The organism is Chryseobacterium sp. UF-81, from assembly GCF_058245105.1.
The window spans coordinates 26344-40641 of record NZ_JBSIBX010000012.1 but is presented as its reverse complement, the minus strand read 5'-3'; the positions used below and the strand labels follow the sequence as shown (position 1 = coordinate 40641).

Here is a 14298-nt window from a genome sequence, read left to right as displayed (position 1 = left end):
ATTAAACTTAAAATAACTAAAGTGCTTAATAAGCTTTTGTGACTTTTGTGGTTTAAAAAGCTTGCAAATCAAATTTACCTTTTCTCAGGCAAATCCAGCGATCTGCTTTAAAAACAAAAGGCCGCCTTGAATTAAAAAACAAAACGGCCCATTCAAAATCATCTAACTATTTATTTCTCTAATTCTGCTACAAGATCTTTCCATTCCTGCAGCTCAGGAATTCCAGGTTTTCTTTTTCCGAAGAACTGAACAATGAAGTCTCCTTCTTTGTTGAATACTTCAATAGCTGTTACTTCCCCGTCTTCAGTAGGTTTTTTAACGATCCATGCTTCAGCGATCTTCGTCACATCCAGATGTAAGTTGAAATCCGGATCCATTACATTGAACCATTGCTGATGCCACAGTGTTTTCTTCACATTTCCTGTATGAATCTGGATAATTCCTCTGTTCCCAACGAATACCATGATCGGGATATTCTTTTCTGAAGCATCTTCCAGAACATTCACCACTTTAGAATTATCAATTTTTTTAGCGAATCCTTCCGGAGCCAATCTTAGCGCCTGGGTTCTGCTTACCCCGAATTTTCTTGTCATCATAAAGAAATCATGAGTGTCCTTTAATTCTGTCCATGCTTTTTTGAATCCTTCAGCATCGATCTCAGCATCTGCTTTTTCAGGAGATTTTGGAGCCACAGCTTCGATAGTGAAGGCTTCATTCTGGTCTTCGGCCCTGAATTTTTCCACAATAGCATCAAAGGCTGCTTCGTGACTGTTTTTAGTCAGGTAGATCTTGTGAAGAGCAAGGCCGTCTTTTCCAAAGAACTGAAGGCTTTTTTTGTCTCCTTCCACTACGGCAAACGCAGATTTCCAGTGGTTAAGGAATATTCTGAGATCAATATCCTCTCCTACAAAAAGCTGTGCATGCGGGCTGCTGAAATCACCATTCTGGTAAATTCCTTTTCTTTCATGCACACATTCGTCGTTTCGTGTCAGAGCCATTACTTTGCCCAGCTGTTCTGCTTCGGTAAGGATGGCAGGAAATTCAGGTTTAAGTACTGTTACTCCTTCCCCTATGCTTGTTGCCAATAATTCAGCTTCGCTTACCCCCAGCTGTGTTGCAGCATTTCTTATTCTTATATGTGGATTTTCTGCTTTCAGAGCCTCCCATTTTTCCTTTAAATCATTAACTAATGTGCTCATTATTTTATTTTTTTATGGTTAAAACTGTATAAATTCTATGGATGGTTTCGTTTCCTGATTTGCTTTGTATATCTTCTTCTTTTTCAGAAATTTTCATTCTCTGAAAGTGGCTTTTGGAAACAAGCTGCTCCATTTCGCTATTGCTGTACATGGTAAATCCATATTCTGTAAACGGCAGCGTTTCCATGAATTTTTTTTGTCCGAAAGTAAGAACGAAAGTCCCGTCCTTTTTTAAAACCCTGTAGATCTCATTGAGAAACTCAACCGGATTTTCCCAGAAATAAACGGTGTTGACTGTGAATATTTTATCAAAAGTTTTGTCTTCAAAAGGAAGTTTTTTTCCTTCATACAGTACAAAATCTGCCTGGCTTTCAAAGTCTTTGTTCAGCTTTCTGGCTTCATTGTACATGGTTTCAGAAATGTCTACGCCTGTATATTTCAGGTTCCGGGCTCTGCTTAAGATATTCTTAAGGTGTCCGGCATTGCCGTGTCCTATTTCAAGGATGTGCTCATCATCTTCTATTAAAAGCGTTTTGATGCTTTCTAATGTCATGCTGATGTTGGTAGTGTTCATCATCTCACCGATCTCTATTCCTTTTTCTCCCTGTGGATGGGCGAGATGCTGCGCGAGGATTTTTAATTCATCTTTTTCCATGGTTATCCAAAAATGATCATTGGGTTATTGGTAATAGGGTGTCCGCAGATGGTGCATGGGAAATTGTACGCCTGACTGATTGTTTCGGCGGTAAATACTTCCTGTGGCGTTCCGTATGCGGAAACCTTTCCTGATTTCATTAATAAAATTTTATCGGCAAACTGTGCGGCAAGATTCAGATCATGCAGGACAACTATAGCACTGTTGGCCTTTTTAGTGAATTTTTTAATGATCTCTAAAGCTTTGTACTGATGTTTTATATCTAAATTGTTCAAAGGCTCATCCAGAAATACCAGTTTGTGGGCAATTTCATTTTCCAGCTGGGCCATTACTCTTGAAAGATGGACACGCTGTTTTTCTCCTCCGGACAACGTATTGTATTCCCTGTCTTTCAGATGAAAAATATCGGTTTCATACATCATTTTATTGGTCGCTTCAAGATCTTCCTTATGTGGCTGCGAATCAAAATATGGGTAACGTCCCATCATAACCACGTCTTTTACATCCAGAGGAATTTCGTTGGAATTATGCTGTGAAAATTTAGACTTATGCTGAGACAATATTTTTACTTCCCAGTTTGAAATGGATTTTTCCTTGAATAAAATCTCCTGTTTCCCCTGTTTTATTTCATTAGCCAAAACACTGAGAAGACTTGATTTTCCGGCTCCGTTAGGCCCTACGATTGCTAAAAATTCGCCATACCCTAAAGAGACATCAACGCCTTCAAGAATATGGAAATCCTTGTGAAGATAATTGATCTGATGCGCTTTTATCATTAGAGTGATTTTTTAAATTTAATTAAAATGGCTATAAAAACAGGTCCTCCAATTAATGAAGTCAAAATACCGATCGGCAATTCTGATGGTGCCACAATGCTCCGGCTGAATGTATCGGCTATCAACAGTAAAATGCTTCCCAAAACCGCTGACAATGGTAAGATGAAAACATAATTTGATTTAAATAAAAGTCTTAAAATATAAGGTACGATAAGACCTACAAAACCAATGGTTCCTGAAAATGCCACACAGGTTCCCACCATCAATGAGGTGATGATCACAATCTGCTTTTTCAGTTTTTCAACGTTTATTCCTAAATGCTGGGCATCTCTTTCTCCCAACATCATCGCATTGAGTGCTTTCCCTTTTGGAAGCAAAATTGCGTAAGAAATAACGATCACTACGGCCAAAACAATATTCTTTGTCCACGTAGCAGCAGCAAGACTTCCCATATTCCAGAACGTAAGATCTCTTAACTGTTCATCTTTTGATATATAAATAAGGAATCCTGTAATGGAAAAGCCGATGGATGTGATGGCCACACCGCTTAACAGCATCATGACAACATTGGTTTTCCCGGCGCTTGTAGAAATCCTGTATACAAGCATCATGGCTGATAAAGCACCTAAAAAAGCTGAAATACCTACCAGTGAAAACTGGACCACTTCAGGAAGATATTGTTTGAAATACCCTCCTAAAACAATGGCAATGGCAGCCAGTAACGTTGCTCCGGAAGTTAAACCTATTGCTTCACCTGTCGCTAAAGGATTTTTGAACAAGCCCTGCAGGCTTGTCCCTGAAACAGCAAGCATACTTCCTATCAGAATAGCCATGATAATTCTGGATGCTCTTACATCCCAGATCACATATTGATCGCTTAAAGATAATCCCGGATCCCCTTTTATAAATTGCCATAAAACCTTGAAAGGTGATGTCCCTCCAAAGTCATAGACTCCTGTATTAAGTGCCAGTACCGCTATGATGGTAAGCAGTACGGCACCTATAGTCAGATAAAAGTATAGTTTACTTTGTGTTCTCAATTAGAAGTTTGTTTAATCCTACTGCTGCTTCTCCTAGTCTAGGCCCGAAACCTGAAACCAATCCTCCGTCCATTGCGATGATCTTTTTGTTTTTACCTGCGTTGGTCTGTGCTACGCCCGGCATTTTAAGAGCTCCGTCGTTTCCACCGGCGCCCTGAAGCCCTGTTTCAAAGAAGAATAAAATATCAGGATTAGCTTTTATAACCGCTTCCGGTGTCAGTGGCTTGAAATCTTCAAAATCGTTCACCGCGTTTTCTCCGCCGGCAAGACCGATCAGAGAGGCCATAGGTGTATTTTTACCTGCAACCATCAGCATATTTCCTCTTGCGTAGATGAACAATACTTTTGGCTTTTTAGCAATGGGCTGGATCTGTTTCAGATCAGCATCGATCTTATCGTTTAATTTCTGATAATCTGTATTTCCTATTGCTTTGGCTACGTCAGCAATCAGCTTTTTAGTTCCTTCTACCGTGTATTCCTGCTTGAAAATCTCAGCCTGGATTCCTGAAGACCTGATCTTCGTCATCAATTCAGGGTTGAGATCTTTTTCTGAAGCTAAAATCAAAGTAGGACTTACCGCCATAATCGGCTCGATCGTCATGGATCTTACGTGTCCAAGGTCTTTAGCCGTAGCTTTCAATGTTGAGGGATAGGTGCTGGTAACATCCGTTCCTACAATTTCTTTCTCGTGGCCCAGCGCGCTTACAATTTCTGTAATTCCGCCGCTTAGGGTAACGATTTTGTTATTGGTTTTCGGAGCTTCAGAAGATACCTCTGTTGTATTCTCTTTTTTAGCACCTTCTTCTTTTTTGCATGAATATACTGCCATCAGAATGGAAGCTGCAAGGATTAATTTTTTCATGATATACTATTATTTGATTATTATAAAGGGTCAAATTCGAAATTGGTAGTGCCGCGGTGCCCGTCTTCGCTCTTCATGGTATTGAATCTTAGCTTAAAGTAAAATCCTTCTGCATCTTTCAGAACAAAAAAGCGGTCTGCATAAACATGCGGCTGCGGGTTATCCGTTGTTCCCGTAGTAGTTCTCCATTTGTCGCCAAGAGCTCTCTGATCGTTAAATACAAACTTTGACTGATCCACATCTCCTAACTTAAAGGAATTGTAGGCCTGATCAAGATTTCCTGCCGGGGTTACCTGATATACACCTACCCCACTAAGGGTATTTGTTATCACAAAGTCTGCAAAGAAATAGCTTCCCGCACTTACACCAGGCGCTGTAAACACTTCATTGGTAAACGTGGTAAAACCGAGATCCCAATCTTTTTTCTTAGGCTGAATTTTTACCGTCGTTCCTGAATTAAAACTGAAAAAAGTAAAGTTGTAATCTGTATCCTTCGGTACAAAATATTCACTGTAAGTTGTTGTATTTCCTACATCGGCGTAACGTATTTTGTATCCGTTCAGTGCTCTGAAAATCTGGATCTTTTTCCAGCCTCTGGCAGCACCTGATAAGCTAACCGAACCTGGCCCGATATTATCAGGAGAAGGAATATCTCTTCCCAGATTTAACAGGTAAACAGGATTTTCCGCATCATTTTCCTTAATGGGTTCAATTCCTGAAGTCTGGGTAAGGAAATTACCATTCGGGTGGTCAATGTATTGCATATTGGCAGGATCAAATGTACCCACCATTGCACTGCCTTTAAGAGTTGCAACGTCTGCTTCTGTTACCGTTTTAATATCCGTTTTGTTAGGTACTTTTGCCACTGTCATGGCAAGAGAACTGTTGATCACTACATGAAATCCGTCACCGGTATAGAAGCCCAGATCCCAGTCTGTCCTTTTATTGACAGAAGGTTTTTCATAATCACTTAAATCTATCCAGACCTGATTCGGTTCGGTAGCGCCTCCTACTTTTACTTCTACTACAGATCCTGTAATTGGCGGTGCCGGAACAGGATCCTCATCAGCAGAAACACAGGACTGTAATGCGACAGCTGAAAAAAGGGCGAATATTTTTAAATAGTTCATAAGGGTAACTTTTTAGAATTGATAGATTAATCTCGCGAAATAACTTCTTCCATAATATAGATTAAGACGGTCAGCCGCTCCGTTATGGGCAGTTCCGGCAGTCGCTGTAGTGTTGATACTGGTCACGTCAAATATATTTTTCACTCCCACAGACAGTTCCATATGATCTTTCCAGAACGGCTGGCTTAGGATAAAGTCCATCATATGAAAATCATCTGTTTTTCCCAGCCTGAAACCGGTTGCTTCACTTTCCATTACGTAATTTCTTCCGGGACCTGTATATTTATAGTAGAGAGCAAAAGCAGTTTTGGTATTTTTTAATGTATAGTTTGCTGATGCTCCTGCCTGAACAAGGTACTGGTAGTCTGTAGGTGATGTATGATAGAGACCGTTCAGGACAACTGAAGTTCCGCTTACAGAACCTCTTAAGGATAATGCAAGCTGATCTTTTTTAAAGTCGACATTCGCCGAGAACAGCATATTTCTGTACTTGTCCATATTCATATACTTGTAAGTGGAAGGATCTTTTACCAGTACCATTTCAATTCTGTCCCGTACATCCAGATATAATGCGTTAACGCTGTATGCAATTTTCCAGTCATTTGCCATAAAATTCTGATCCCAGAAAGCTCCGGCTGAAAAACCTTTTTCAGGGTTCAGATCAGGATTTCCCTGTACATCGTGATTGATATTCACGAAATACGTATAAAGCTCATCGTAGGTTGGAAAACGGTTTGCAGTACCTGCCACAGCCCTTAAGCTGGAATTTTCAGAAGTTTTATATCTCGCAGAAAGAGAATAATTAAACTGATTATCAAAGTTTTCACTTACAGAAAGTCTTGCGCCTGGCCTTACAGAAAATTGGTCTGAAATATTCCATTCTGCCGAAAGGAAGTTGGAATAGGTAAAGATCTTCCTTTTCACCGCTTCACCGAAGAAATCTCCGGCAATGAGTGCTGCATATCCATTGGTATAGTCCAATTCGTAGCCAAGCTGGAAATCAAACGTTTTATTATTGAGAAAGTTACTGAACATTCCCCGTGAATAGATCACATCAGTTTTGTAGTATGACCTGTCATCCCTGCTGATTCTGACAGATCTGTTTGGAATATCATAGTTATAGTCATGGTATTTTCTGTCCTGGTTCTGGTAAGAAAAGTCTCCCATATACCGGATATTCCCAATATGGGTCTGAATATTAAACTGATGTGCCCAGCGTTTAGTATTATACTCACGGTCTATACTTTCGTAAAGTGCACCACCCGTTCCATCGTTCAAAGGGATCCTGTTAACTTCCGGATTGTAGAAGTTGAATTTTTCGTACAGATAAGACAGCTTGTAGTAGAAAGATGTTTTATTTTTCGAATACCGTATTAATGCAGAGGCATCGTACTGATCTTTCGGATTCCATTCAAAGCCTCTTTTATTATCTCTTTCAAAATATTTATAGCCTTTGCTCTCCCCTTCATAGCCCATAAACTGGTTATGGTTAAAACTGATGTTCGCAAACCAGTTATTATCGATATTATAATCTACATTAAGGTTCTGAATATGCCTTCCGTTTCCTTTTTTCTTCAGGTCGTAATTATCCCTTACAGTTTCCTCCTGCAGAGAAGCTCTTATACTTACTTTTTTTGTGTTGCTTTTTTTGGTGATAATATTGATAACGCCGGCTACTGCCCCGTTACCATATTCTACTCCCATACTTCCCTTTACAACTTCAATTCTCTCTATATTATTAAGTGAAAGTTTAGTAAGGTCAATGTTGCTTCCCAACCCTGTATCCCCTACAACCGGAATATTATCTATAAGTACTTTCACATAATTGCCGTCAAGCCCCATCATATTGGCCGTAGAGTTTCCCGATCGGGTGTCCGGGGTAATCTGGATATTAAGGCTTTGATTTAAAACATCTGCCACATTCGTAGCTGCCATATTTTTTATCTGCTGGGCGTCTATAACTTCAACTTTATATATTGATTTATTGATGGACTGCTGTGTGTACTGTCCTGTAATGACAACTTCCTCTATTTTATTTTTATTAAGAGAATCTTTTTCTTGTGCATTCATCCAGAGGGCAATGGACAATGATAGAACGGAAAGCACTTTCTTCTTCATAGAGTAAAAATTTCCGCAAATATAATGCTTTATTTAGAATAGTTAAAAATAAATACTTATTTTTGTAGAACAATTCTAAATAAAAATAACGTTATGAATTTAAAACTACTTTTAGGAACATTAATCTTTACGGCTTTTACAGCGAATGCACAAGTAGCGACGCTTAATGAAAATTTCAACAGCTTTACTATTGGAACTACGACTTTCCCTCAAGGTGGCTGGTCTGCCATCGTTGCTCCGATAACCGGTGCATTTCCTCCAGCACCACCGAGAATGATTGTAGCTGCCCTTGAAAATGACAATACGCAGAGATTTATCCAGTCTTATGCCGGAAATAATGCAACAGCTCCTTCTTATCTGATTTCTCCACAGATTGAGACTCCTACAGGAAATAAGACACTAACTTTTACCACTACTTTGGTTTCTCCGTCTCCCGGCCCGGGAACTATTCAGATCGGTGTGGCCTCAAATCCAACTGATATGTCGACTTTCGTGCCTGTAGGGAATCTTATCAATGTAACTACAATTGGGGTCAACCAAAATATAAGTGTTCCTATTCCTGCATCTGCAGGTTCCTATATCGTTTTTAAATTCACTCCAAGTGCTACTCACGTAGCTGTACAGATAGATGATGTCGTTTACAATACTTCCACTACTTTAGGGGTAAATGATACTGCTACATCTAAAGAGAACTTCAGGTTTGCTGTAAATGCGGACAATACTTCTTTAGAGTTTCTTACCAGAACAGAACCTAGAAAGATCGAAGTTTATTCAGCTGCAGGACAAAAAGCAGCGGAGGGAAAATTAAAAGGACAGAAATTTGATATCAGCGGACTTCACACCGGCGTTTATTATATGCTGGTAGAAACTTCAGAAGGTTCTGTAGTGAAATCTAAATTCATTAAAAAATAAGGTTTTATTAGACTAGTATTATGCCTTTATGAAACCGGCCGGAACTATTTTCCGGCCGGCTCTTTTTGGAGTAAAGCAACCGATTCTCATAAAATAAACTGAGTTCGGGATAAGAGATTTCTGTTTATAACATGGTAAGGAATCCTGAAGCTTGAAGAGAGAAGTTATTGAGGCCGTAAAAACTATACCATTGTTTTTATTACTCTTTTTAAGATTAATTATTCAGTTTCAAGAAACTATAGTCCAATAGTAACTTCCAGCACCCCTTTTCCTGCTTCCAGCAATTCAATATTATTTCTTTTCCCCAACTCAGGTTAAAACAATAAGTGTCAAACAGGATAAAAATCATGTTTTTATTTAGAATGATTAAAAATAATTAATATATTTTTGTAGAATCATTCTAAATAATAATTCAAAAATAAGTTATGAAAACAAAACTATTATTGGCTTCGGTACTGGCTCTTTCTGTTCAGCAGACTGTCCTGGCACAAACCGATGCATTAGGATACACGCAGGCAAATATGACGATGGGACCTTCCTACCAGAATCGTGTGTTTTTCAACCTTTCCGACGGCAATATGACATCTCAGCCAGCGAATACCTGGGATGTTGCTTTTTACAGAAATTCCAGCTTTGCATTCGGATCAAGGGTTAACGATGCTCTGAATATTGAAGTGTATACAGCTTCTACGAATTTAGCAGACTGGGATAATATCAATATCAGCAATATCGCAAACTGGGGCGAACCTCTGTACAACCCTGACCAGACAACTGACTTAAGCCAGGGTGCTTTTGAGCAGGGCCCTGTTACGTCACCCAATCCTAATATTCCGTCAACAGGCTGGGGAGTGTACAATTCTTTAACTCATCACATTGAAGGGAAAGCTATTTTTGTCTTAAAATATACCACATCCAACACTTATATCAAATTTGCTATTGAAGATGCTTTTGCAGGATATACCTTCAGATATTCCAAATGGAACGGAACGGCATGGGGGCCTACTGAAACAAGAACTATAGCCAACGGATCGGATGATGCTTATTTCAACTACTTCTCATTTACCACAGGGGCAAAGGTTCCTAATATGGAGCCGTCCAGAAGTGCATGGGACTTTATGTTTACGAAATATTATACTTTCTATAATAATATGATGATGTATCCTCTTACAGGAGCTATTCAGGGTCCCAGTGTGAAAGTAGCAAAAGTACAGCCTGAAACGCAGGAAACAGCATCATTCGCTACTCCCACCGACAGTAATTTCTCTTCAAACCTTACCACAATCGGCCATTCATGGAAAGGAATCGGAAATGTCTATAATAATATAGTGTATTATGTAAAAAAAGGGAATGATTACTACAGAATGTACTTTACAACGAACGGAGGTGCTACGACCGGAGATATGTATTTCAAATACAAAAAGATCACGGCAACTTTAGGAATAACGGAAGTGAGCAAAAAAGCTTCTTTCGGGATCTATCCAAACCCTACAACAGCTGATAAAAAAGTAAGTGTGCTTTTTGATGTGAAGGAAAAGGCTAATAATAAAGGAAGCATCGAAGTGTATGATCTTGCAGGGAAAAAGGTATATACTGCAGAGCTTACCAATCAGGCCGGCTTCTACAAACAGGATCTTAACTTATCTCATCTTACTGCAGGAAATTATCTGGTAAAAATTACTTTCGGGGGCAGTACGGAAACGAAAAAGCTTATCGTAAAATAAACTCAATTTTACTACTTTCTATTTTTTCTAATCAAAAGGCGGCTTCAGAATCTGAAACCGCCTTTTATATGTGTTTTTAATTTAAAAATTAAAGAATTACAATTTCTTTAACATTGAATTTTTAAATTTTTAAATGATTAAATCTTTAAATTAATAAATTTTAAACCCCTTATAAACCTCTGTAGAGCTTTCCATCATTTTTGAAGCATCTCTGCGGAAATCGAGAAGATGATCCTGTCCGTTGTGCCTGTTGTGGTGATCAACACTTTCCCACAACTCGATCAGAAAAAAAGTTCCTTTATTATCTTTGTCTTCAATAAGATCATATTGAAGGCATCCTTCTTCTTTTCTGGTCTCTTTTACGAGGTTCTGGAAAAGTTCCACAGCATCCATCAGGTAGTTTTCGTTAAACTTAAAAAGCGCTACTATATACAAATTCATATTCTATTATTTAGGGTGTAAAAGTAGAATATTTTCAAAGCTAAAAATGTTTTTGAGGTATTTATTTTTCTGCAAAGCCCATAAGTTTTTACTTGAAAACTGATTTATAAATAGTTATGGAGCTCATTACAATAACAAGAATTCCGATGATCACAAACATTTTTTTAACAGGAAGTTTTGCCGTAAGCATAGCGGAAAAAGGAGCAGTGATGATCCCGCCTATCAAAAGGCCAAGGATGATATTCCAGTGCTGGATTCCAAGAGTAAAAAAGAACGTCACTGCAGCAGTGATGGTCAATATAAATTTGGCAACGGTAGAACTGCCAACTGCAAATCTGGGCGTGAACGCATTTTTGATAAGGGTTCCGGTAACCAATGGACCCCAGCCTCCTCCTGCAAATGAATCGATAAAACCTCCGATCACGCCAAGTCTTGTAAGGTTGGTTTTTCTTTTCATCGCCTTATTCTGCTTATTTTTAAAGGCATTGGACAGGATCTGAATTCCCAGATAAAGGGTATAGAAAGCAATAAGTGTTTTTGTGATTTTGGCATAATACTCTCCTAAATAGGTCAGACTAACCGCACCAATAATCGCTCCTATTACCGCTGGAATTGCCAGTTTTTTAACCAGATTCTTACTCACATTTTTAAGTTTGATATGGCTCAGGCTTCCTGCAGCCGTGGTAAAACTTTCAGCGGAATGGATACTGGCACTTACAATATGAGGCGGAATATTCAGAAACAAAAGGGTTGTTGTACAGATCACTCCATAGCCCATGCCCATGGATCCGGCTACAATTTCCGCGAAAACACCGACCAAAAGCATCCAGTAAAAAATATAATGATCTTTAGCTAATATATTCAGCAGCTCGTCCATATATCCCAGTTCATACATGGATACAATGGCGATCAGCAGTACTGCAGCCGTAATAAAGAATATATTGAGTCTTATCTGGATTTTTCTTGAAATTATCATATTACAATATCATTACAGCTCCTGCCTTACCGTTTGATTCAGATTTTGTGTCATCCATATTCCGGAATCCAAAAAATGAAATAAAGTGGTACCCAGTGTTGGTTAAAGCATTTGGCTTACTGCAAATATCAAATAAAAATATTATCCTACCAAATAAGTAGACTATTTATTCAAAAAAAGGACCGGATCAATCGATCAGATCCATCAAAGTTTTTTTCTCAAGAATATTCAGCGATGCATCCCGGACTTCTATAAGTACATCATGCAGCCCGCAATGCTCTTCATTGCAGTCTTCGCATTTTTCATAAAAATTTAGACTGACGCACGGCAGCATGGCAATGGGACCATTTACGAGACGGATAATCTTTGCCAGCTTTACATTTTCAGGATTCCCTTTTAAAAAGTACCCTCCTCCTTTTCCTTTTTTACTATCAAGGATATCCGCTTTTTTCAGTTCGAGCAGAATATTTTCTAAAAACTTCAAAGGAATCTTCTTATGTTCCGCAATTTCGGAAATAAGTACCGGGCCATCATTCCTTTTTTCTACAAGGTATGAAAGCGCTTTAAAAGCATATTGGGATTTTTTTGAAAGCATTACAGCAAAAATAAGAAAATAGTTTGAATTATATAAATGAAGAAATAATGATCGTAAAAGCTAAATTCTCTAATTGATACATTAACTTTCATAACGTTGTTCCTTTTGTATTAAATTCTTAAGTTTGCCCATATGTTCAGTAAACAAGAAGCACAGCAACTAAAAAAGGAGTTTTGGACGGCATTTGGAAAATCTTTTCCAAGAAAATGGATTCTGTATGATACCAAGATCAAGGATTTGTCATTTAAATTTCATGCCGATAATAAAAAAGCAACGGTTTCATTGGATATAGAAATGAAAGATGAGCTCTTCCGGAATGCTTACTATGAAAAGATATGGTCTCTGGAAGACATCCTGAAAGATTTTATAGGCGATTTTCAAAAGGAAGAACATTTTACCCTTGATAACGGAAAAGTAATCAGCAGGATCTGGGTTGAAAAACATAACGTTTCTATATTCAATAAAAATACATGGCAGGAAACTTTTGAATTTTTTCGGGAGAAAATGGATGGTTTTGAAAGGTTTTATTATGAATATGAGGATTTTATAAAGGATGTTTAAGTTCAGACAGAATGCCGATACTAATGATCCTCACGTGAATAGCTTTGTATTTGTTAAAAAGAACATTGCCTATAGCTCAATAAATGTTCACATCTGAAAACTAATCTGCTGTTCGCAATTTATTAACAAAAAATTCTTATTATAAAAGCCCGGATATAACCCTGTAATTCTCTGATTTTAAATATATTTGCACTTACAAAAACTAACCCATGAAAACAGAATACAAAGATGAGAATTTTAAGCTCAAAGACAGTCCGCATGCCTTGAGAAAAAATTCAGATGGTACGGACATTTTTTATTTTATCAAAATCTTAATAAGCAAAGTCATTCCGACTTCTTCATTGCACCCTCCTGGTTTATGAATAAAGAATTTCTATCGTAATCAAGAAACATTACAGAATATAAAAAATGGCCCTGAAAATGCAGTACTATCATCTCATAAATAAATTGCTTACATTCTTTATCATCGACATAAAAGCATCTAAAAACCTAGCAATAGAAGGAAAAACAATACACTGATAACACAATACATATTAACTACTAACCATGAAAAAAGTATATAAAAACATTTTTGGAGAAGTGATTTCAAAAGCGAAAGCTGAGAAACTGGACGATTATCATTTATATTATTATGAAAAAGATTCCGAAGTGCTGAAAGAAATTGAATTTCTCACTGAAGATGAAGTATACAACATCCATTATTTTATGAGTCACGATGAGGATGAAGAGCAGGTTATCAATTATCTGAAAGAGAAATCTGATCTTTTCGATATTGAAAAGAGGGAATCTGCCGGAGACCTCATCATTGCCACCAACAAAATATATTCATTAACCGTAGATGAAAAGCCTCTGATCTCGAAAACGGTTTTTTATCACGATGATCCTGAAAACTTTATCTGTTCCCAGATCCTGGACTCGGAAACACTGAAGCCTATACCGGAAAGAACAACAAAATGCTGGTATACTTCTGATGAAAACGGCGAAAAATATGCTGCCATAGAATTCAGCTACCAGGAAGACGGAAAACTGGAGCTGGCTATAGATAAAACACCCAATCCTGATAATGATCTGGAATGGGAACACTATGAATATTCCACTTTTAAGGATCTGCAGAAGAAAATTCCAAATGATATAAGCTATTATAAGACCGCCCGTCTGCTTCCTGAGGCTGTAGAACAAGAGTAATAAGAGGGTCTTTTTCAATAAAATTAAACATTTCTTATATTTCAGCTTACTCAAAATAAACATTGCCGGGTTCAAAAGCAATCTGGAAGCCGGAGCAGATAAAAATGTAAAATCTTAACCTAAAAAC

At 38.0% G+C, this 14298-nt stretch carries 14 protein-coding genes; 4 read left to right on the top strand and 10 right to left on the bottom strand.

Annotation, left to right across the window (positions count from 1 at the left end; genetic code table 11):
• Positions 1-170: 170 nt before the first annotated feature.
• Genes AC4IFE_RS15940 through AC4IFE_RS15910 form a run of 7 tightly spaced genes read right to left on the bottom strand, consistent with a single transcriptional unit; the run spans position 171 to position 7780 of the window.
• Positions 171-1199 carry a hemin-degrading factor gene (locus AC4IFE_RS15940; protein ID WP_490758129.1) on the bottom strand — a complete coding sequence of 343 codons (1029 nt, stop codon included), beginning with the start codon at positions 1197-1199 and terminating at the stop codon, positions 171-173.
• Positions 1200-1203: 4 nt separating this feature from the next.
• Positions 1204-1854 carry a class I SAM-dependent methyltransferase gene (locus AC4IFE_RS15935; protein WP_490758128.1) on the bottom strand — a complete coding sequence of 217 codons (651 nt, stop codon included), beginning with the start codon at positions 1852-1854 and terminating at the stop codon, positions 1204-1206.
• 2 nt (positions 1855-1856) lie between these two features.
• The gene (locus tag AC4IFE_RS15930; protein WP_490758127.1) at positions 1857-2630 is read right to left on the bottom strand and encodes a heme ABC transporter ATP-binding protein; all 774 of its coding nucleotides are present in this window, start codon (positions 2628-2630) and stop codon (positions 1857-1859) included.
• On the bottom strand, positions 2630-3670 hold the full coding sequence (locus AC4IFE_RS15925; RefSeq protein WP_490758126.1) for a FecCD family ABC transporter permease: 1041 nt from the start codon (positions 3668-3670) through the stop codon (positions 2630-2632). Before AC4IFE_RS15925 ends, AC4IFE_RS15930 begins: the two co-directional genes overlap by 1 nt.
• Positions 3654-4532, bottom strand: coding sequence for a heme/hemin ABC transporter substrate-binding protein (locus tag AC4IFE_RS15920; RefSeq protein WP_490758125.1), 879 nt, complete (start codon positions 4530-4532; stop codon positions 3654-3656). The genes AC4IFE_RS15925 and AC4IFE_RS15920 overlap by 17 nt, the downstream gene beginning before the upstream one ends.
• Before the next feature lie 20 nt (positions 4533-4552).
• Positions 4553-5662, bottom strand: coding sequence for an HmuY family protein (locus AC4IFE_RS15915; RefSeq protein ID WP_490758124.1), 1110 nt, complete (start codon positions 5660-5662; stop codon positions 4553-4555).
• Positions 5663-5674: 12 nt separating this feature from the next.
• Positions 5675-7780, bottom strand: a complete 2106-nt coding sequence (locus AC4IFE_RS15910; protein ID WP_490758123.1) for a TonB-dependent receptor plug domain-containing protein — start codon at positions 7778-7780, stop codon at positions 5675-5677.
• A gap of 93 nt (positions 7781-7873) precedes the next feature.
• On the opposite strand from AC4IFE_RS15910, the gene AC4IFE_RS15905 reads away from it, so the two are divergent.
• Complete coding sequence (locus tag AC4IFE_RS15905; RefSeq protein ID WP_490758122.1) at positions 7874-8692, top strand: choice-of-anchor J domain-containing protein; 819 nt, start codon at positions 7874-7876, stop codon at positions 8690-8692.
• A 425-nt stretch (positions 8693-9117) separates the two neighbouring features.
• A complete protein-coding gene (locus AC4IFE_RS15900; protein ID WP_490758121.1) occupies positions 9118-10413 on the top strand; it encodes a T9SS type A sorting domain-containing protein in 1296 nt (431 codons plus the stop codon).
• Positions 10414-10563: 150 nt separating this feature from the next.
• Here AC4IFE_RS15900 and AC4IFE_RS15895 read toward each other — a convergent pair whose 3' ends face one another.
• The 3 genes from AC4IFE_RS15895 to AC4IFE_RS15885 form a co-directional block, all read right to left on the bottom strand.
• A complete protein-coding gene (locus AC4IFE_RS15895) occupies positions 10564-10854 on the bottom strand; it encodes a putative quinol monooxygenase (protein WP_490758120.1) in 291 nt (96 codons plus the stop codon).
• Positions 10855-10942: 88 nt separating this feature from the next.
• A complete protein-coding gene (locus AC4IFE_RS15890) occupies positions 10943-11830 on the bottom strand; it encodes a sulfite exporter TauE/SafE family protein (RefSeq protein WP_490758119.1) in 888 nt (295 codons plus the stop codon).
• Positions 11831-12017: 187 nt separating this feature from the next.
• A complete protein-coding gene (locus AC4IFE_RS15885; RefSeq protein ID WP_490758118.1) occupies positions 12018-12425 on the bottom strand; it encodes an RrF2 family transcriptional regulator in 408 nt (135 codons plus the stop codon).
• A 132-nt stretch (positions 12426-12557) separates the two neighbouring features.
• On the opposite strand from AC4IFE_RS15885, the gene AC4IFE_RS15880 reads away from it, so the two are divergent.
• A complete protein-coding gene (locus AC4IFE_RS15880; RefSeq protein ID WP_490758117.1) occupies positions 12558-12986 on the top strand; it encodes a DUF4268 domain-containing protein in 429 nt (142 codons plus the stop codon).
• Between the two features lie 546 nt (positions 12987-13532).
• A complete protein-coding gene (locus AC4IFE_RS15875; RefSeq protein ID WP_490758116.1) occupies positions 13533-14171 on the top strand; it encodes a hypothetical protein in 639 nt (212 codons plus the stop codon).
• Positions 14172-14298 lie beyond the last annotated feature (127 nt).